General features: G+C 59.5%; 17 protein-coding genes. 4 read left to right on the forward strand and 13 right to left on the reverse strand.

Annotated features, from left to right (window positions below):
* Positions 1-158: 158 nt before the first annotated feature.
* Positions 159-2483, reverse strand: coding sequence for a peptidoglycan glycosyltransferase PbpC (gene pbpC / locus ACKLKD_RS17915; RefSeq protein WP_087805512.1), 2325 nt, complete (start codon positions 2481-2483; stop codon positions 159-161).
* Positions 2484-7433: an alpha-2-macroglobulin family protein gene (locus ACKLKD_RS17920; RefSeq protein ID WP_087805514.1), complete on the reverse strand. Its 4950-nt coding sequence runs from the start codon at positions 7431-7433 to the stop codon at positions 2484-2486.
* Between the two features lie 205 nt (positions 7434-7638).
* Here ACKLKD_RS17920 and sseA point away from each other — a divergent pair, with 205 nt between their 5' ends.
* From sseA to ACKLKD_RS17935, 3 genes are all read left to right on the forward strand, one after another.
* Positions 7639-8496 (forward strand): 3-mercaptopyruvate sulfurtransferase, encoded by an 858-nt coding sequence (gene sseA / locus ACKLKD_RS17925; protein WP_012967442.1) that lies wholly within the window; start codon positions 7639-7641, stop codon positions 8494-8496.
* A 164-nt stretch (positions 8497-8660) separates the two neighbouring features.
* On the forward strand, positions 8661-9311 hold the full coding sequence (locus tag ACKLKD_RS17930) for a DUF5066 family protein (RefSeq protein WP_008803797.1): 651 nt from the start codon (positions 8661-8663) through the stop codon (positions 9309-9311).
* A 102-nt stretch (positions 9312-9413) separates the two neighbouring features.
* Positions 9414-10256, forward strand: a complete 843-nt coding sequence (locus ACKLKD_RS17935; RefSeq protein ID WP_025711692.1) for a hypothetical protein — start codon at positions 9414-9416, stop codon at positions 10254-10256.
* Between the two features lie 70 nt (positions 10257-10326).
* On the opposite strand, the gene sseB is transcribed toward ACKLKD_RS17935, so the two are convergent.
* From sseB to trmJ, 11 genes are all read right to left on the reverse strand, one after another.
* A complete protein-coding gene (gene sseB, locus ACKLKD_RS17940; RefSeq protein ID WP_025711691.1) occupies positions 10327-11103 on the reverse strand; it encodes an enhanced serine sensitivity protein SseB in 777 nt (258 codons plus the stop codon).
* 136 nt (positions 11104-11239) lie between these two features.
* Positions 11240-12526 (reverse strand): aminopeptidase PepB, encoded by a 1287-nt coding sequence (pepB, locus tag ACKLKD_RS17945; RefSeq protein WP_080924277.1) that lies wholly within the window; start codon positions 12524-12526, stop codon positions 11240-11242.
* 107 nt (positions 12527-12633) lie between these two features.
* A complete protein-coding gene (gene iscX / locus ACKLKD_RS17950; RefSeq protein WP_002913954.1) occupies positions 12634-12834 on the reverse strand; it encodes a Fe-S cluster assembly protein IscX in 201 nt (66 codons plus the stop codon).
* A gap of 1 nt (position 12835) precedes the next feature.
* Positions 12836-13171: an ISC system 2Fe-2S type ferredoxin gene (fdx, locus tag ACKLKD_RS17955; protein ID WP_002913956.1), complete on the reverse strand. Its 336-nt coding sequence runs from the start codon at positions 13169-13171 to the stop codon at positions 12836-12838.
* Between the two features lies 1 nt (position 13172).
* The gene (gene hscA / locus ACKLKD_RS17960) at positions 13173-15023 is read right to left on the reverse strand and encodes a Fe-S protein assembly chaperone HscA (protein WP_025711689.1); all 1851 of its coding nucleotides are present in this window, start codon (positions 15021-15023) and stop codon (positions 13173-13175) included.
* Between the two features lie 15 nt (positions 15024-15038).
* Positions 15039-15554, reverse strand: coding sequence for a co-chaperone HscB (hscB, locus tag ACKLKD_RS17965; RefSeq protein WP_025711688.1), 516 nt, complete (start codon positions 15552-15554; stop codon positions 15039-15041).
* Between the two features lie 74 nt (positions 15555-15628).
* The gene (iscA, locus tag ACKLKD_RS17970; RefSeq protein WP_004104506.1) at positions 15629-15952 is read right to left on the reverse strand and encodes an iron-sulfur cluster assembly protein IscA; all 324 of its coding nucleotides are present in this window, start codon (positions 15950-15952) and stop codon (positions 15629-15631) included.
* A 17-nt stretch (positions 15953-15969) separates the two neighbouring features.
* Entirely contained in the window at positions 15970-16356 is a 387-nt protein-coding gene (iscU, locus tag ACKLKD_RS17975) for a Fe-S cluster assembly scaffold IscU (RefSeq protein WP_002913991.1), read from the reverse strand.
* A 26-nt stretch (positions 16357-16382) separates the two neighbouring features.
* Positions 16383-17597, reverse strand: coding sequence for a cysteine desulfurase (gene iscS, locus ACKLKD_RS17980; RefSeq protein WP_002913992.1), 1215 nt, complete (start codon positions 17595-17597; stop codon positions 16383-16385).
* A 178-nt stretch (positions 17598-17775) separates the two neighbouring features.
* Positions 17776-18267 carry a Fe-S cluster assembly transcriptional regulator IscR gene (gene iscR, locus ACKLKD_RS17985; protein WP_012540866.1) on the reverse strand — a complete coding sequence of 164 codons (492 nt, stop codon included), beginning with the start codon at positions 18265-18267 and terminating at the stop codon, positions 17776-17778.
* Positions 18268-18519: 252 nt separating this feature from the next.
* Positions 18520-19254: a tRNA (cytosine(32)/uridine(32)-2'-O)-methyltransferase TrmJ gene (gene trmJ, locus ACKLKD_RS17990; RefSeq protein WP_025711687.1), complete on the reverse strand. Its 735-nt coding sequence runs from the start codon at positions 19252-19254 to the stop codon at positions 18520-18522.
* Between the two features lie 120 nt (positions 19255-19374).
* Here trmJ and suhB point away from each other — a divergent pair, with 120 nt between their 5' ends.
* Complete coding sequence (suhB, locus tag ACKLKD_RS17995) at positions 19375-20178, forward strand: inositol-1-monophosphatase (RefSeq protein WP_025711686.1); 804 nt, start codon at positions 19375-19377, stop codon at positions 20176-20178.
* The last annotated feature ends 29 nt before the right edge of the window (positions 20179-20207 follow it).

Consider the following 20207-nt stretch of genomic DNA (forward strand, 5'->3'; position numbering starts at 1 on the left):
TTACCTCTAATTTAATGTTCTGTTGTTGCACATACGATCGTATGGCCTGGCGCGCATTATAATGAGCATCCCCGCCCCTGCCTACGGATGAAGGTAACATTTTGTTAAAATAAGATGAGTATTGGAAACACAAACCGCCAACAACAAATTTACCCTGGTTATTGCAGGGTGAAACTGGCGGCCGCCGTTTGCCCCGCCTCATCCATGACCACCAGCTGCCACTCGCCGGGCTTATCCAGGGTGAGTGTGGTTCCCGCACCGGTAGTGTCTAAGGGTTCGCCGTTGAGAAACCACCAGCGCCGCCCTTCCCCGCCGCTGGTTTGTAGCGGCAACCTCACCCGCACCTCACCCGGCAGACGTTTTATCACCGCGCCCTCACGGATCCCGGAGAGTACCAGCGGCGCGGCATCCTGATTTTGCAGCGGCGGGCATGTTTTCGCTACCGGCCCCAGACGCGCGGAGCGACGCTCACCTGGTGGCAGCCAGGGTTCCAGCGGCAACGGCCAGACCTCAATCATGCTTTCGCGCGCGCCGGGGCAATCCGCCGCCACCCGTTCACCTCGTTCATTGCGCCACACCGGGAAGCGGATCCCGCGCACACCTTCCTGTCCCGGCAGCAGCAGGGTCGGCGGCTGGCTGGCATCCAGCAGCCAGCTGGCTAAGCGCCGGCGGCAGTTGCTGTCACCCGCCGGCAGATCCTGCCCGCCGGGCCAGCAGAGAGTCCCCTGGCTGACCGTTGCCGGACGCGGATCGATCGGCAGCCCGCTACGGCTCATCGCCGGGCGCGCCAGCAGTAAATTATTGACCTGGTTGAGCAGCGGCACCGCACTGGCGAAACCAAACTGCCCCACCACCGGCGTACCGTCCGGGCGTCCGGTCCAGATGCCTATCAGATAACGCGCATTAAGGCCCACCGCCCACGCGTCACGATAGCCGTAGCTGGTGCCGGTCTTCCACGCCAGCGGGACCACTTGCGGCAGTGAGGCATCGGGAACCGGTTGCGCTTCGCCGGCCAAAATGCGCCGGACAATCCACGCCGCGCCTGGCGACATTAGCGCCCTTTCCACCAGCGGTTCGTCGGGTTTCATGCGCAGGCGCGCCGCTTTGCCATGACGGGCGAAAGCGCCGTACGCCGCCACGATATCTTCCAGCCGCGCGCCGGCGCCGCCGAGGATCAGCGACAGGTTCGGCTCTGCGCCAGCGGGCAGCATCAGGGGCAGTCCGGCATTGCGTAAATTCGCCGCGAAACGTTTGGGCCCGTAGGCTTCAAGCACCTGCACCGCCGGCAGATTCAATGAACGCACCAGCGCCTCGCTGGCGCTCACCGGGCCGTGAAACCCGCTGTCGAAATTGCCGGGGCGATAATCGCTAAAGCGCCGCGGCACATCCTGCAATAGCGACGCCGGATGAATCAGCCCCTCATCCATTGCCATCGCGTAGACAAAGGGTTTCAGCACCGACCCTGGCGAACGCACCGCCGAGATCATATCAATATGGCCGAAGCGGCTGTCGTCGGTGATATCTGCCGAGCCCACCCAGCCGCGGACTTTCATATCCGTGTGATCGACCACCACTATCGCCAGCGAACTGCGCGGCGGCAGGCGCGATTTCCAGTTCAGCGCCAGATCTTCAAGCTGCCGCTGGAGCCCGGCATCCAGAGTCGTCACCACCTTTTCATCACGGCTGGTCGCCAGCGCCCGGCGTGAAAAAAGCGGCGCCAGCTGCGGCATCTGCCGCGGGAATAGCCATACAGGTTCTTCCATCGCTTCCTGTACCGCCCGTTGCGGCCAGACGCCCTGGCTGAGCATCCGTTCCAGTACTTTGTCGCGAGCAGCCTGAGCACGCTGCGGCCAGCGGTCCGGGCGTAAACGGCTCGGCGCCTGCGGCAGCACCGCCAGTAGCGCTGCCTCGCCGTAGCTGAGCTGAGCGGGCGGTTTGCCGAGATAAGCCCAGCTGGCCGCGCCGATCCCCTGCAGAGTGCCGCCAAACGGCGCGCGGTTCAGATAGAGGGTAAGAATGTCGTTTTTTGACAGATGCCACTCCAGCTGCAGCGCCCGCCACAGCTGGCGCAGCTTACCGCCGAAGGTGCGCGGATGGGGGTCGAGCAGACGTGCCACCTGCATGGTAAGCGTGCTGCCGCCGGAAATGACCCGCCCGGAAGTCAGATCCTGCCAGGCGGCGCGCAGCACCGCGAAGGGATTGACCCCTGGATGTTTCCAGAACCAGCGGTCTTCATACTGGATGAGCGCCTGCAGATAGCGCGGCGACACATCGGCGAGAGTGACCGGGTAGCGCCAGACGCCCTGCGCATCGGCAAAGCGCCAGAGCGGCGTGCCGTCTTCCGCCACCACCACGCGGGCGGGCGTGACGTCATGCAGCGGCAGCGGCCACAGACGATCGGCGGCCAGCACCGCCAGCCACAGCAGAAAAATAAACGCCGCCAGCCAGCGCCAGCGGCGTTTTACCCGAGGCAATACGCGCATTTACGGCGTCACGGTAAGCGGGCCGCTGGCCGCCCCGGTCGCCCGCCACTGCGGCACATACATCGATTCCACCTGCGGCTGCGGGACCTGATAAGTGCCCGGCGTCACCGCCCGCGCCAGATAGACCAGCGTCACCGGCTGGCCTTCATTGACGGCGACTGCGGCGACAAAGCGGTCATCGCGGAACTCGATATGCTGAATATCCGCCTGTTGCATCTGGTTAAGCAGATTTTGTACCGCGTCGCCATTCTCCTGCAGGCTGGCGCTGCTGTTGGCCAGGTTCTGGTTTTCCAGCTCCAGACCGGCAGGCAACAGATCAACCACCAGCGCGTCAGGTACGTTGCGTTTGGCGGTCACCTCCAGCTTGACCAGCACCAGTTCACCGCTGCGCAGTGATGACAGCGATTTCTGCTGTCCCTGGGTATCGAAAATAGTGCGTTCAATCCCCAAGACATTCCCTCCCGGCTGCGGCGCACTTTGCGGATAGCCGCTACTGTCGAGGCGCAGCCACAGCGGCTGAGTGCCGGTATTGCTCACCTGCAGCGACGCCAGCCGATCGCCGTCGAGGTTGCGGGTTTGCGCTTTGTCGCTGGCCAGCGGCTCCGCCTGCAGCGAAGTTTGCGCCTGCCAGTTGCCCGGCAGGTCGGCGAGGGTACGCCCGGCAAGGAACAGGGCGTTGGTTTCCTGGGTCGACAGCCAGCGCTGACCGAAGGCTTCTTCCGACAAGCTGCCCAACAGCTGATTTTGCACCTCCGGCAGCAGCTTGTTCTCTTCCAGCAGCGCCAGCTTCAGGGCGTCATCGCGAAGTTGGCTGCCGTAATCGCCCAGCCAGCGGTTTTCATTGTGACGCGGCGTGGTAACCGCCAGCTTCAGGGCTTCGTCGCCGCGCGGCGCATCGCCCATGGTTTTCAGCGCAATACCGAGCTGTAATAGCGGCAAGCCGGAGTGCGCCTGGTCGTGACGGCTCCAGATTTCACGCAGTGCGCCGAGCGGCGCTTTTTGCTGACGCGCCAGCACCAGCGCGGCATAGGCCTGAGCGGCAAAGCGGCTGGCCTGGGCGTCGTCGCTGTAGCGCACGGTCATCAGCCCCGGTTCCTGCAGATAGCGCAGCAGGCGCTCGTTCCCCTTATTAAGGGCGTTGACCGGCACGCTGTAGCCCTGTTCGCCGGCGCGGACGAGGAAGTCCATGGCGTAGGCGGTCAGCCAGTACTCTTCCGGCCCCTCTTTATCCCACAGCGCAAAGCCACCGTTTTCCAGCTGCATCTGCAGCAGGCGCGAGATACCCACATCGACCGCCGCGCGGCGTTTTTCATCGCTATCGCCGCTGATGCCCAGCGCTTTTAGCTGCGCCGCGCTGGTGTATAGAGAAGGGAACAGGCCGCTGGCGGTCTGCTCAAGGCAGCCGTAAGGATAGGCTTTCAGCTCGCGGATATAGCGGGCGAGGTTCAACGGCGGTTTACCACTGAGCAGCAGTTGGCCCTGCAGCGTTTGCGGAGCGAAGCCCTCACTCTGCGCCGCCAGCGCCTGCCAGCTTTCGCCGGGTTGTAACACCGCGCCGCTATTGATGGTCTGTGCCGGGAACGCCGGACGGACGCCGATTTTCCACTGTTTTTGCAGCGGGGCGAAGGTTTCACCCGGCAGGCTCAGGCCGCTGATGGTGGCATTGAGCTGACCATCGCCAAAACCCGCCAGCGCGCTCACCGGCACGAACAGCGTGCTGCGCGCGCCCGGCGCCAGCTGCACCGGCGGCAGCTGGCCCTCGGTTAAGGTGACCAGCCCGCTGGCGGCAAGGTGAACCTGCAGGGTTTGCGGTTTATCAGTCAGGTTACTGAGATCCAGCGCCAGACGCGTGGTGTCGCCGCTGGCAAGGAAGCGCGGGGTGTTCAGCTCGGCGATAACCGGGGCGGCCACCACCACTTTATCTTCGCTGCTGCCGAAGTCATCTGCCGTCCACGCCTGGGCCATCACCCGCAGTTCGCCGTTAAAATCGCCGATGGGCAACGTCACCGTGCCTTCGCCCAGGTCATTCAACACCACCGGCTGCGCCTGCTGGGCGACGATCGTCACGTGGTTAACCGGCGGTTTGCCGCCGCGTTTTAACTCGTCGCCATCGCCGCCGAAGCGCAGGCTGGCTAAACGCCCCTGTCCTTCGATCACCTGGCCGTAGATGTCATAGATATCTGCGCCGTAACGCTTCTGGCCAAAAAAAGCGTTCCACGGATCCGGCGTGGCGTAATCGGTAATATTCAGCACCCCGCTATCCACCGCGGAGAGCAGGACGTTGACCTGTTTCGGCACCTCGCCCTCTTTGACGCTGGCTTTCACTTTTACCGTCAGCGGCTGGTTGGGGCGCATTTTGTCCGGGGCCTCCAGCGCCAGCGTCAGGCGACGGTTTTCATCGCCCAGCGGCAGATGCAGCAGGCCTACCGCGCGTTTCGGCGTCGCCGAGCGCGATTTATCGCCGGGGCGAACCACCAGCGTGCTGAGGTAGAGGTCGTGGCGATTCCAGGCTTTATCCACCGGGATCGACAGCTCCATCCCCTCCGCAGGGACGTCAATTTCCTGCCACCACAGCGGCCCTTCACTGGATTCCACCATCGCGTAGCCTTTACCCGCCGCCGGGGCGGCGATATGCAGTTTGATGGTATCGCCCGGTTTATAGCTCGGTTTATCCAGTTTCATGGTGACCCGGTCCGGACGCGCCGCGCCGGTACCTTCGCTGTTATCCTGCCAGCTATAGCCGGCCCAGAAGCGCACGCTGCTGACGACATCGTCCGGCCCTTTCACCTCCAGACGATAGGAGCCCCACTCTACCGGGAAGCTCACTTTACCGGTTTGCCCGGCCTGCAGATCCAGCGACTCCTCGCCCTCCTGCAGATCTTTTTGATCGAACTGCGACTGCCAGCCCTCGCTATCGGACCAGTTCCAGTAGTAGTCACGTCGTTCGCGGATCAGCCGCACCTGCAGACCGGAGACCGCTTTTTTCTCGCCTTTGGCGTCGGCATAGACGATATCAAACGCGGCATTACTGTTTTCATCCACCACCGGCTGCTTCACGGTGGTGTCGGTGCGGTAATCGTAAACGTCTTTTAGCGTAAATTGCGGGCGGATCCCCGGCAGCGCCTCGGCAGGCCAGATCGGCTGCTTAACCGTACGGGTCACCGGCCGGCCGCCGGATTCCAACAGGCTGGCCTGCAACACCACCTGCAGCGGCGAGTGGCTATCCTGCCACTGGCTCGAGGTGGTCACTTCGCCATGGCCTTTTTCATCCAGCGTCAGCTGGACTTCATCCAGACTACGGGAGAGGTTTTCTTCCGCGATATCGCCTAACTGGAAGCCCGGCAGCGCGGCGACGGCGTCGCGCAGCGGACGCAGGAAGAGCTTGCCCTGCAGCTGGTTGCCGCTGGCCGGCGCGCCGTAGAGATAGGCGCCGCTGACGCCAAAGGTGACATCGGCATTCGGCGCGACTGGCGCCGCCTGCGGCGTCAGGTTCAGCGCCATACGTTCGGGCATAAAGTCTTCGACGTGGAAATCCCACTCGCGGGGTTGATTATCGCCGGTGCTGGCGCGAATGTGCCACATACCGGTGGCCGCGCCGCTGTCGAGCGGATAAGTAAACTGATACAGACCGTTAACCGGTTTGCTCATCACCGAGCGGATCACCTGGCCATCCGGCTGCACCACCTCCAGCTTCACCGGCTGTTCCGCCAGCGGCTTACCGTCGCTATCGCGCAACAGCGCATTGAGGATCACGGTTTCACCCGGACGATAGAGATCGCGCGGGCCAAACATAAAGAATTGTTTACTGAAGCCCGGCGCACCGGCAATCGAGAATTCCGCCAGATCCAGCGCCGGCAGCTTGAGGTCGAGGAGCGTGGTTTGCCCCTCCTTTCGCGCCAGCAGCAGCGCGGCCTCTTTATCGGTTTGCAGGGTGACATGACCCTGGCTGTCGCTTTTCGCCTGTGCCAGCGTCTGCCCTTTGGCGTTTAGCAGTTGCACTTCAATTCCCGACTGCGCGGCGCCATTTTCGAGACTCTGGGTGAAGACATCGAGCCGGTTGTGGTAGCGATGCGCCGAGACGCCAATATCGCTGAGGGTGAACAGCGTTGCCGCGTTGCTGTAGCTATAGTGGCCCGCCGGGTTCATCACCGCCACGTAGACGCCAGGCTGCTGGAGCGGCTTGATGTCGCTTAGCGGCAGCAGCAGCTTTTCGCGGGTATTGCGCGCCGGGTTGAGATCGAAGCGGCCGGTATAGACCAGATCCGCCATCTTCAGCAGCTCGTCAGACTCCCAGTTGCTTAACGAGTTACGGTATTCCCACTGGCTGACAAACGCGGAGAGTGATTCCGGCTTAATGCGGAAGAAATTAACGTCGACATTATCGACGTTCAGCGCCATCACCGGCAGCCCGGCGATCACGTTGCCCGGCAGCAGCGAACCGCGGCTGGCGAAACCAACGCTCGGCGCGATATCGCGGGTGGTCAGTGTCTTCTCAAACGGTTTGTCGAGCGTCGCCTTGTTCAGGGCCATCAGCGTCGGGTCGACCGAGACAATCAGATCGCGCTTCGGCTCGAGATGACGCAGACGCAGCTCTTTCAGATTCGGCGCCAGCTCCCAGGCGCCGTCCACCTTCCCGTTTTTCTTATCCACCAGATGCACGCTGCGGGAGAAATCCTGGTCCGGCTGCAGCGGTACGGAAAACGTCAGCACCAGGGTCGCGGCGCCATCCAGTTGCACTTCCGAGGCGTCGAGCAGCGTTAGCGCTTTGCCCTGGCTTTTTTCCGCCAGCGCCGCCAGCTGGGCGCGGTCCGGTTTTGCCGTTGTGCCAGGGCTACTATCCGCGGCCGGCGCCGGGGCCGAGGCCTGCGGCGTACCGCTGTCATCACACCCGGTTAATGAAAATGCGGTAAGGAGCGCCAGTGACAGCGCCGCTAAACGAAATGGTTTCATCCTTCTAACCCCTCGGCCGGTGAGCCTGATGCAATTTGTCACATTTATTATGCGTTATGCTGACATTTCTCAACAGTGATGACGCGGGTTTATGCCGATTAATCAGAAAAGTGCCGTGACGCCGTCCCCACTCTGGCGTCCTTAACTTGTCAGCGCCGGATAAAACGCCGACAATTCAGTCATGAATAATAAAACGGAGGCACCTATGTCCACCTCGTTTTTTGTCGCTGCCGACTGGCTGGCAGAACATATTGATGACCCGGAAATTCAGATTATCGACGCCCGCATGGCGCCCGCCGGGCAGGAGGCCCTGCGCGATATGGCCGCGGAATACCGCGCTGGCCACGTGCCGAACGCGCTGTTTTTCGATATCGAGGCGCTTTCCGACCACACCAGCCCGCTGCCGCATATGATGCCGCGCGCCGAAGCGTTTGCCGTCGCCATGCGCGAGCTGGGCGTCTGCAGCGATAAGCACCTGGTGGTCTATGACGAGGGCAATCTGTTTTCCGCGCCTCGCGCCTGGTGGATGCTGCGCACCTTTGGCGTCGAGAAGGTGTCCATTCTGGCCGGCGGACTGGAGGGCTGGCGTCGCGACGAGCTGCCGCTGGAGCAAGGGGTGCCCGAGGTGGCCGAAGGGGAATTCGATGTGCGCTTCGATCCCCAGCAGATTAAGCGCCTGACCGACGTCCTGCTGGTCAGCCATGAAGGGTCGGCGCAGATTGTCGATGCGCGTCCGGCGGCCCGGTTCAACGGTCAGGCCGACGAACCGCGCCCGGGCCTGCGTCGCGGGCATATCCCCGGCGCGCTTAACGTGCCGTGGACGGAGCTGGTGATTAACGGCGAGCTGAAAACCGTCGACGAGCTGAACGACATCTTTTTACGTCAGGGTGTCGATTTTGAACGGCCAATCATCGCCAGCTGCGGATCGGGGGTGACGGCGGCGGTGGTCGTGCTGGCGCTCACCACGCTTGGCGTGAACGGCGTCTGCCTGTACGACGGCTCCTGGAGCGAATGGGGCGCGCGGAGCGATCTGCCGATTGAACCGGCCTCTGCCGCTCCGTAAACACGGCGTGACCGCGGGCCTCCCGTCCCGCGGTCACTAAATAATTTCTGATTTTCCCTCTCCCCTCCTTCTGCTTCTCGCTAAACCGGTTACTCTGTGCTGCCGCAGGGTTTGTACCTGCCGTATTCGCTTTACTGCCACTCACTATATAAGGAAATTGAATAATGGCATTTTCATTACCGGATCTCATGGATGTCGTACATAAGTACAACCGCAATCCCACCCCGAAACCGATGCCCGTAGACGAAGTGGATCGCCTGCGGGTACGGAAATATCGTGACCCGCAAAATAGCGAAACCGTGGCGCTTCCGGAGAGTCTGAAAGCGCTGTTGGCCTACGATTGCCAACTGAAAAGCCCCCACGGACAGCTGGTACTGGAATGGGTTGTGGACTCCATTGATGAACATGGCGTCCTGCTTTCCGACTCGCTTGATGAAGATGCTTATTACATGAATGGTCTTGATATGGCCGGACTGGACTTTGAAGAGCTGATGCCCGTCTGGAACGACGATCCGCGTCTTCCTGCCCTGATTCGCATCAGCCACGCCGGCGATCAGCAGGTATTTATCTATGTCACTGAACGTGATGAACAAGGTGAATATCCTGTTGTCCGCTTCGAGGGTAAAGAGAATGATCTCTGGCTGGCAGAATCGTCACTGATTGAATATCTGCAGGGGATCTTTGCCGGCAGCGAGGAGAGTCACGACGAATGGCAGCATCAGCAGACCCTCAATGAGGCACGCGATGGCGCCTTGCTGGAGCTGGAATATATTCATGAGGATCTTTACGCCAGGCTCGAAGGCTGTCCTGACTAATTCACCATCTCACCCCGGATGACGCGATTAACGCGCGCCGCCGGGGCCTGCTCCAGGAGGGAGCGTTTTATCCGTAACCTGATGTCACCACAAGGAGTGAAAATGGCATTAGTCTCTAACCCACATTCTGCTGATTCACCGCGCCGTCCCTGGCTGGGAGGCATAGCTGGCCTGCTGGCGGGCGGCGTCATTCTTTATTGTTGGCCGCAATGGAACCGGACATGGTTAAGCCTGGTGCCTGTGCCGGTTTCTGTTTATACCCGCTTTCTCGGGGTCACGCTGGAAGAGGTCCCGTTAATAACCTATGGTCACCAGGCGCTGCTGGGTTTTCTGATGGTGCTGCTCGCGCCCGGTTACGGTAAGTCGACCCTTGCCGCGTGGATGATGCATAACCCTGCGTCAAGCCGGCGCTGGCCCGGCGAGGTTCTCCGCGCCTGGGGCATAAAATTTGGCCTGCTGATTATCGTCTTTTGCAATCTGTTCTTTTTGGCCAAGGTCGGATCCGGGACGCTGGCGTTATATATTTTTATTCTCCAGCACGTCAGCGTTGCCGCGGCGGTGGCGTCGGGTGTGCTGCTGCTGCGTGACGCCCGGCGTCTGGCCCGCACGTTCGACGCTCAGCTGGCGGATCTGCGCCTTCTGATGCTCCTCACCCTCGGGTTCCAGACGATTTTGCCGGCGCAAATCGCGCTGATGAGCGCCCGGGGCGTGAATACGCCGCTGGGCTGGTATATTGTCATTGCGCAGATGGTGGGGGTGTTACTGGCGTTTATGCTGGTCGGCGGGCTGGTGGCAGCGATACGTTCTCTGCTGGGCGAAGAGAGATGCCGGGCCTGGCGCGGGGATATAGCACTCTACAATGGGATCGTCACGCTGTGCGTAACGGGATTTCTTCTTTATCACATGGTGTCAGCCTACCCGCGGATTTTTGCCGCTCTGCATTAATTTCTACAGAGCCGTTTTTCAGATCCTGGCGCAGGCCGCGGAAACACAGTGGGGGCAGACGCCCCCGCTTTCAGATAATGCGGTTTTGTTTAAAATCGCGCAGAAAGCTGCCCCAGCGCTTTTCATAGAACGGCGTGATATGGGCAATCATAAAGTGGCTGATGCCCTTCTCGCCTTCCACCACCTGGCAAATATCAATCGGTTCATCGCCGGGCAGGGTATCGGTCGCCACGCTACCGGTGGTCTGAATAATGGCTTCGATATCCCCTTCCGCCTCAATGCCGATTAGCAGGTTAGCCGGCGCGTCGGCGTGCTCTTTAATTGAGCACAGAAACGCCCGCTTGACGGTCTTCAGCGTCTTGAACAGCGTAGTCAGCGAATCCACCATCTGCGCCGGCGGTTCGGCGACTTCAGATAACAACAGCGCTTCGCCGCCTTCCAGTACCGTCTGGGTACTGAGCGGGCTGCCCTCTTCACCGAGCAGATGACTGATTTCACGCGGGGTGAACTCTTTGCCGCTCGGCAGCTTCGGGTTGAGGAACAGCGATTCGCCCAACGTCATCGCCATCAGCGTGCGGGCCGGCATCATCACGAAAGCCTGCTCGTCTTCCACCGCCTGCTGCAGCGCCTCCAGCGAGGTGAAGAACGGGATCACCGAGCTGCCGTCCTCTTTTTCCCAGTGCTGCAGATCCAGCGCGCTATCTTCGACAATCTGCTCACCATCGGCTGCACTGCCCGGCACCCAGACGGTCGCCTCCAGCAGCGCGCTGAAAAATGCCGGACGATGAGCGGGCTCGGTCGCCGCTTTTTCCAGCAGGGTTTCTAATTCGTTTTTGGTATCAGACATAGTTTGGCTACTTCACAATGAATTGCCCGCCGGCACCACGCTTGCACGGGCCTGGGGATTTTCCAGACCGGGCAGGTATCGCGCCACCCGGCAAAAAATACAGGCCGGGTAAACGTAGCGCTACCCGGCAAGGCCATTACTCAGCCGTCAGCAGATTGGCGATAGTACGTACGCCAAGACCCGTCGCGCCCGCCGACCACTGCTCTACCGCGGCTTTACGGTACGTCGCGGAGCAGTCAATATGCAGCCAACCCTGGTGGTAGTTTTCCACGAAGTGGGACAGGAAGCCCGCCGCGGTGCTGGCGCCAGCCGGATAGGCCGCGCTGCCGGTATTGTTCAGTTCAGCAAAGTTAGACGGCAGCTGGTTGCGGTGGAACTCGGCCAGCGGCAGACGCCAGAAGGCTTCGTTTTCCGCCTGCGCGCTCGCCAGCAGGCGATTGGCCAACGCATCGTCAAAGCTGAACAGCGCGTGGTAGTCATTACCCAGCGCGGTTTTCGCCGCGCCTGTCAGGGTGGCGGCGTCGATGATCAGCTCTGGCTTCTGCGCCGAAGCGTCAATCAGGCCATCCGCCAGCACCAGGCGGCCTTCGGCGTCGGTGTTCATCACTTCAACGGTTTTGCCGTTACGATAATGAATGATATCGCCAAGTTTGAATGCATTGCCGCTGATCAGGTTGTCGGCGCAGCACAGGTAGAGCTTCACGCGCTTGTTCAGACCGCGGGTGATGGCAAAAGCCAGCGCGCCGGTGACGGTCGCCGCACCCCCCATATCGGATTTCATTGAATCCATAAAGGCGCTCTGTTTGATGCTGTAGCCGCCGGAATCAAAAGTGATGCCTTTGCCCACCAGGCAGGCGTACACCGGCGCTTCTTTATCGCCAGTCGGGTTATAGTCCAGCGCCAGCAGGACCGGCGGACGCTCGGAGCCGCGGCCCACGGTGTGCAGGCCGAGATAACCCTGCTCGCGCAGATCTTCACCTTTAGTGATGCGATAGCTCATCTGCTCACCCGCCACGCTGCACAGCAGGTCGACGGCGCGCTGCGCCAGCTGCTCCGGCCCCAGCTCTTCCGCCGGCGCATTGATGGTATCGCGCACCCAGTCGATTATGGTCAGACGGTTATCCAGTTCACTACGCTGCGCGTCGTCCAGAGTCGGCCATTCCACTTTGCGAGTGCCCTTCGGCCCTTTATAGCCCGCCCAGAAGGCCCAGGCGCGATCGGTGTTCCAGCCTTCGCCGCTCAGGGCGACGTGCTTGATACCCATACCGTCAATTTTCCGCGCCGCGCGCTGGATCAAACCCAGATCGTCTTTGCCGTTGAGGTGCAGGGCGATGCCGTCATTATTAATGCTGTAAGACGCCTTTTCTCCCCAGCGCGCATCGGCTGGCTGAGTAGAAAGCGTAATCTTCATGGCTTCGGTCATTATCATTATCCTTCTTAGCAAACGGGCCACCGTATGGCAGCCCGTAACGTTCTCTCGCTCGATGATTTAGCCAACTTCATATCGCCGCATGAATCATGACGCGAAAATTATTCGGCTTCGTCTAACCAGACTAGCAGAATCGCCTCGAGAATTTTTTCATTGGATGCGTTTGGGTCATCATCAAACTCTTCCAGATCGCAAATCCACTGATGCATATCGGTAAAGCGAACGGTTTTCGGGTCGAGATCCGGGTAAGCATCGTACAACGCTTCGCCGATTTCGCGACTGTCAGTCCATTTCAGTGCCATATTAGTGCTCGCGTGCGTGGTTGATGGTGTAACGCGGGATCTCAACGACCAGATCTTCGTCGGTGACGCGCGCCTGGCAGCTCAGGCGGCTGTCAGGTTCCAGTCCCCAGGCTTTATCCAGCATATCGTCTTCATCTTCGCTACTCTCGGCCAGCGAGTCAAAACCTTCACGCACGATGCAGTGGCAGGTGGTGCAGGCACAGGATTTTTCGCAGGCATGTTCAATCTCGATGCCGCTACGCAGCGCGGCATCGAGAATGGTTTCACCGGTCTCAGCTTCCACAACGATGCCATCCGGACACAGGTCCTGGTGGGGCAGAAATACAATTTTTGGCATTTTAAACCTCGTCCACGGATTGGCCTTTCAGCGCGATACGGACCGACTGATCCATACGGCGGGCGGCGAATTCCTGGGTTTGTGTGTCGATATTTTTAATCGCTTCTTTAATCGCGTCGGCATCATCGCCTGCCGCGGCGGCGCGGACCTGCTCCGCAGCGGCATCGATAGCCTGACGTTCCGCGGCGCTTAACAGCGCGGCGTCGGCGGCCAGCGCGCTGGCCAGGCTCTCCAGTACGCGAGCGGCTTCGACTTTCTGTTCAGCCAGCATGCGCGCCTGGATATCCTGTTCGGCGTAGCTCATTGAATCTTTAATCATGGTGGCGATTTCGCCGTCCGTCAGGCCGTAAGACGGTTTCACCTGGATGGAGGCTTCCACGCCGGTCGATTTTTCCATCGCCGTAACGCTCAGCAGACCGTCAGCATCCACCTGGAAGGTAACGCGAATATGCGCCCCACCCGCCGGCAGCGCCGGGATACCGCGCAGCGCAAAACGCGCCAGCGAGCGGCAATCCTGCACCAGCTCACGCTCGCCCTGCATCACGTGAATGGACATCGCCGTCTGGCCATCTTTGAAAGTGGTGAATTCCTGCGCGCGGGCCACCGGAATGGTGGTATTACGCGGGATGACTTTCTCTACCAGGCCGCCCATGGTTTCCAGCCCAAGCGACAGCGGGATAACATCCAGCAGCAGCAGTTCGCTGTCCGGCTTGTTGCCGACCAGAATATCGGCCTGGATCGCCGCGCCGATGGCGACAACTTTGTCCGGGTCGATAGAGGTCAGCGGAGTGCGGCCAAAGAATTCGCCAACGCGTTCGCGCACCAGCGGCACGCGAGTGGAACCGCCGACCATCACCACTTCCAGCACCTCTTGCGCGTCAACGCCGGCGTCTTTCAGCGCGCGTCGGCAGGCCATCAGGGTACGTTTTACCAGCGGGGCAATCAGATCGTTAAACTGGCTACGGGTGATTTCGCCCTGCCAGCCGCCGACCTCAACGTGCGCTTCCTCGGCATCGCTGAGGGCGATTTTCGCCGCGATGGCGGCATCCAGCAGCTCACGCTGCAGACGATTGTCGCTACGGTCGCTGAAGCCTGCTTGCTCGCGCAGGTAGTCCGCCAGCAGATGGTCGAAATCATCGCCGCCGAGAGCCGAGTCACCGCCGGTGGCCAGCACTTCAAACACCCCGCGGCTTAAGCGCAGAATGGAGATATCAAAGGTGCCGCCGCCGAGATCGTAGACCGCAATCACCCCTTCCTGACCGGAATCGAGGCCGTAGGCAATCGCCGCCGCAGTGGGTTCGTTCAACAAGCGGAGCACGTGCAGACCCGCCAAACGCGCCGCGTCTTTAGTCCCCTGACGCTGAGCGTCGTCGAAGTAGGCCGGAACGGTAATGACCACGCCGTCGAGTTCGCCAGCCAGCGCTTCAGTGGCGCGGGCGGCCAGCGCTTTCAGGATATCGGCGGAGACGCGGATCGGATTCAGCAGGCCGCCAGCGGTCTGGATCATCGGCAGACCGTTTTCACTGGCCTGCAGCTGATACGGCAGATGCGGGTAGCGGTTTTGAATATCGGCGAGGGAGCGCCCCATCATCCGCTTCACCGAGCTGATGGTATTGGCGGGATCCTGGGCGGCGTTCAGCCGGGCATCATAGCCGACGGTCAGCCCCGAAGCGTGGTAGTTCACCACCGACGGCAGCAGGTAGCGGCCTTGATGATCGGGCAGAGTTTCGGCCTGGCCGCTACGCACGGTAGCCACCAGAGAATTGGTGGTGCCCAGATCGATACCGGCCGCCAGACGACGCTGATGCGGCGCGGCGCTCAGGCCGGGCTCACTAATTTGTAATAAGGCCATAATTGCTTCCGAAAATTAAAAATCGAGCAGTTTTTCTTCGAGTTCTTCAGCACTGCTGCGCAGTTTATCGAGGAAACGGAGCTTACGTACCGTGTCCGCCGCCGCCTCCCAGCTCTCATTATGCAATTGGTCAACCATCAGCTGCTGGCGGGTATCAAACAGCGCTTTCACTCGTTTGATAAAGCTTTCCAGCCGCGCATCGTCTTTCGCCTGACCGATCTCATCCAGCTCTTCGCGCAGCTCCAGCTGTTCCATCAGAAACGCGGTGTCGCGAACGGTATGCTGTTCGCTGGCGAGATCAAAGCCATGCAGCGAGAGAAGGTATTCCGCGCGAGTCAGCGGATGGCGCAACGTCTGCCAGGCCTGGTTAATGGTGGCGGAGTGCTGAACCGCCGCAAGCTGTTCCGCTGCAGGTGCGCTGGCAAATTTATCCGGATGGTACTGGCGCTGCAGATCCTGATACCGGACAGCCAGTTGTTCGAGCGAGAGGGTATAGCTGGCTGGTAACCCGAAGAGGGTGAAATAGTCCATAGTAACCTCAGGGTCATGCATCTAAACTAAAACCCCACGCGCGGCGTGACCGCGGTGGGGTTGGGGAGTACCGATTATACGTTAAAGCTTTCGCCGCAGCCGCACTCGTCTTTGACGTTAGGGTTAGTGAATTTAAACCCTTCGTTGAGGCCTTCTTTGACGAAGTCCAGCTGCGTGCCGTCGAGGAATTGCAGACTTTTGCCGTCGATCACGACCTTCACGCCTTTGTCTTCAAACACGGTGTCTTCAGCCGCCGGCTCGTCAACAAACTCCAGTACATAGGCCATACCCGAGCAGCCGGAGGTTCTCACGCCCAGGCGCAGGCCAAACCCTTTACCGCGGTTCGCCAGGAAGGTATTGACTCGCGCTGCTGCACTGTCGCTAAGAGTAATCGACATAACAAAACCTCAACTAATTATTTTGCTTCACGTTTGCTTTTGTAATCCGCAATCGCGGCTTTAATCGCGTCTTCCGCCAGGATAGAGCAGTGAATTTTCACCGGCGGCAGTTCCAGTTCATCGGCGATATCGGTGTTCTTGATCGCCTGCGCTTCGTCCAGCGATTTACCCTTCACCCACTCGGTGACCAGGGAGCTGGAAGCGATAGCGGAACCGCAGCCATAGGTCTTGAAGCGCGCGTCTTCAATGATACCTTCATTGTTGACTTTAATCTGCAACTTCATCACGTCGCCGCAGGCCGGCGCGCCGACCATGCCGCTGCCGACGTTCTCGTCGCTGTTGTCAAAAGAGCCGACGTTGCGCGGATTCTCGTAATGATCGATAACTTTTTCGCTGTATGCCATGTTGAATTCTCCTTATCGGTGCCGAATTAGTGATGTGACCATTCAATACTGTTCAGATCCACGCCCTGCTTGAACATTTCCCACAGCGGAGAGAGTTCACGCAGACGACCAATGGATTTGCGAATCAGATCGATGGCATAGTCAATCTCTTCTTCGGTAGTGAAACGACCTAAAGAGAAACGAATAGAACTGTGCGCCAGTTCATCGGTCATGCCTAACGCGCGCAGCACGTAGGATGGCTCAAGGCTCGCGGAAGTACAGGCTGAACCGGAGGAAACCGCCAGATCTTTCAGCGCCATAATCAGCGACTCACCTTCAACATAGTTGAAGCTGACGTTAAGAATGTTCGGCGCGCCCTGCTCGAGGTCGCCATTCAGGTAAACTTCTTCCATATCCTTCACGCCGTTCCACAGACGGTTGCGCAGGGTGCGCAGGCGCGCCATTTCGCTTTCCATCTCTTCTTTGGCGATACGGTAAGCTTCACCCATGCCGACGATCTGGTGAACTGGCAGAGTACCGGAACGCATACCGCGCTCATGGCCGCCACCGTGGATCTGCGCCTCGATACGAATACGCGGCTTACGGCGAACGTACAGCGCGCCGATACCTTTCGGACCGTAGATTTTATGACCGGAGAAGGACATCAGGTCCACTTTCAGCTGGCTCAGATCGATAGGCAGCTTGCCCACGCTCTGGGTGGCGTCTACGTGGTAAATGATACCGCGGGCGCGACACATCTCGCCGATGGTAGCGATATCCTGCACCACGCCGATTTCGTTATTCACATGCATGATGGAAACCAGGATGGTGTCGTCACGCATCGCCGCTTCCAGCTCTTTCAGATCGATAATCCCGTTGCTCTGCGGCGCCAGGTAGGTCACTTCGAAGCCTTCACGCTCCAGCTGACGGCAGGTATCCAGAACCGCTTTATGCTCGGTTTTGCTGGTGATGATGTGCTTGCCTTTTTTCTGATAAAAGTTGGCTGCACCCTTGATCGCCAGGTTATCGGATTCAGTCGCACCAGAGGTAAAGACGATTTCGCGCGGGTCGGCACCGACCAGCTCGGCAATCTGATTGCGGGCGATATCAACCGCCTCTTCAGCCTGCCAGCCAAAACGGTGGGAACGGGAGGCCGGGTTACCAAAGGTCCCGTCCATGGTCAGGAACTGCATCATTTTCTCGGCAACACGCGGGTCCACCGGCGTGGTTGCGGAGTAATCGAGATAAATCGGTAATTTCATTGCTCTTAAACTCCGTACATCACTCAATGCAAGGAATCAGGCAACCGGCTTGATGTACGACCGAGTACACGGAATGTCGGAGCATCCCGGCCTGATTCTGAAAGCTCGTTATAATCGTTGTCCCGCCGTTTCGTGCCGCTTTGCCCTGTCAGCCGCAGCCCGAAACGGGACGGGTCACTCAGGCGCGCAGTTTAACGTCGATCGCGTCCTGGGTGCGCGCATTGCGCTGGGTTTCGTGCTGATGCTGACGACCGGACACATCAAGGATCTCCTGGTTATTCACCAGTTCACCCAATGTGATATTGTTCAGGAAGCCGGTCAGGCGTTCGCTCAAATCGCGCCACAGCGCGTGAGTCAGGCACTTATCGCCGCCCTGACAGCCGCCTTTGCCCTGGCAACGGGTCGCGTCAACGGATTCGTCTACGGCGCTAATCACTTCGCCGACGGCGATGCTGCTGGCATCTTTACCTAACAGATAACCACCGCCCGGACCACGAACGCTGGAAACCAGGCCATTTTTACGCAGGCGAGAGAACAGCTGTTCCAGATAGGAAAGCGAAATTCCCTGACGCTCTGAAATATCTGCCAACGGCACCGGGCCGGTTTCAGAGTTGAGCGCAACGTCAAGCATTGCGGTCACGGCATAACGCCCTTTAGATGTCAGTCTCATGTCTTACTTAACCTCAAACTCGCCCCTGGCCGGGCTTTTTATTAATATGGGTATTGCATAGCAGGGCCAAGTCTGACATTCCCGAGTAATTTGGTCAACTATTTACTTGACTGTTTTAGTCAGGTATTTGGCTTTCCGTGCCGTTATTAATTTCGAGCCGCTGCCGGGGTCGGCCAAAGGCCTCGCCCGGGCTAGAACAGAGATGTAGATTCGTAGGCCGGATAAGCGAAGCGCCATCCGGCGTTAACGCGCTTACTTACCTTTATTCTGCTGTTCAATAGACGCCAGCATGCCGCGCAGGATGTTCAGCTCCTGGCTTTCCGGACGCGCGCGGGTGAACAGACGACGCAGCTTGTTCATCACCTGCCCCGGATGGTTCGGGCGGATGAAGCCCGTCGCCAGCAGCGTCTGCTCAAGATGGCCGTAGAAACGTTCCAGATCGTCCACCAGCGGGTATGGAGCCTCTTCATGATCAACTGCCGGCTGCGCCTGCTCCTGCGTCGCCAGCCAGGCCATCCGCACTTCATAGGCAATAACCTGCACCGCCATCGCCAGGTTCAGCGAGCTGTACTCCGGGTTGGCGGCAATCGCCACATGGTAATGGCACTTCTGCAGTTCATCGTTGGTCAGGCCAACGCGCTCGCGACCAAAGACCAGCGCCACCGGCGCATGCTGACCTTCGGCGACGCTCTTGATTCCGCATTCGCGCGGATCGAGCATTGGCCACGGCAGCGTGCGGGAACGTGCGCTGGTACCGACCACCAGGCTGCAGCCCGCCAGGGCTTCATCGAGGGTATCGACGATCTGCGCGTTGCCGATCACATCGCTGGCGCCCGCGGCCAGCGCGATAGCCTGCGAATCGGGTTTGACCAGGGGATTGACCAGCCACAGGTTAGTTAAGCCCATGGTTTTCATCGCGCGGGCTACAGAGCCCATGTTGCCGGTGTGAGAGGTTTCTACCAGTACGATTCGAATATTTTGCAGCATTATGGTTCTTCGGCTAAAGATTATTCGTGCATGCTAACATAAAACGGAGACATAAGCAGAATTCGCTGTTACTATATGCGCCGTTTTTTCCCGTTCTTTAACATCCAGTGAGAGAGACCGATGCATCCGATGCTGAACATTGCCGTGCGCGCAGCGCGCAAGGCGGGTAATTTAATTGCCAAGCACTACGAAACGCCAGATTCCGTAGAAACCAGCCAGAAAGGCAGCAATGACTTTGTGACCAACGTCGATAAAGCCGCAGAAGCGATTATTATCGAAACCATTCGCAAGTCTTACCCACAGCACACCATCATCACCGAAGAAAGCGGTGAACACGAGGGTGAAGATCAGGATGTTCAATGGGTTATCGATCCACTGGATGGCACCACCAACTTCGTAAAACGTCTGCCGCACTTCTCTGTTTCCATCGCCGTACGCATTAAAGGCCGTACTGAAGTCGCGGTGGTCTACGATCCAATGCGTAACGAACTGTTTACCGCCACCCGCGGCCAGGGCGCGCAGCTGAACGGCTATCGTCTGCGCGGCAGCAACGCGCGTGACCTCGATGGCACTATCATCGCCACCGGCTTCCCGTTCAAAGCGAAGCAGCACGCCACCACCTACATGAATATTCTGGGTAATATGTTTACCGAATGCGCCGACTTCCGTCGCACCGGCTCCGCTGCGCTGGATCTGGCCTATGTGGCCGCCGGCCGCGTTGACGGCTACTTTGAAATCGCCCTGAAGCCATGGGATTTCGCTGCAGGCGAGCTGATCGCTCGTGAAGCTGGCGCGATTGTCTGCGACTTCACCGGTGGTCATAACTATATGATGACGGGCAACATCGTTGCCGGTAACCCGCGTGTAGTAAAAGCGATGCTGGCGAATATGCGTGAGCAACTGAGCGATGCGCTGAAGCGTTAATCTCTTACTGATGACAAAAAGGAAGCCGC

The organism is Klebsiella sp. 10982 (assembly GCF_048589245.1).
Taxonomy (GTDB): Bacteria; Pseudomonadota; Gammaproteobacteria; order Enterobacterales; family Enterobacteriaceae; genus Klebsiella; species Klebsiella quasivariicola.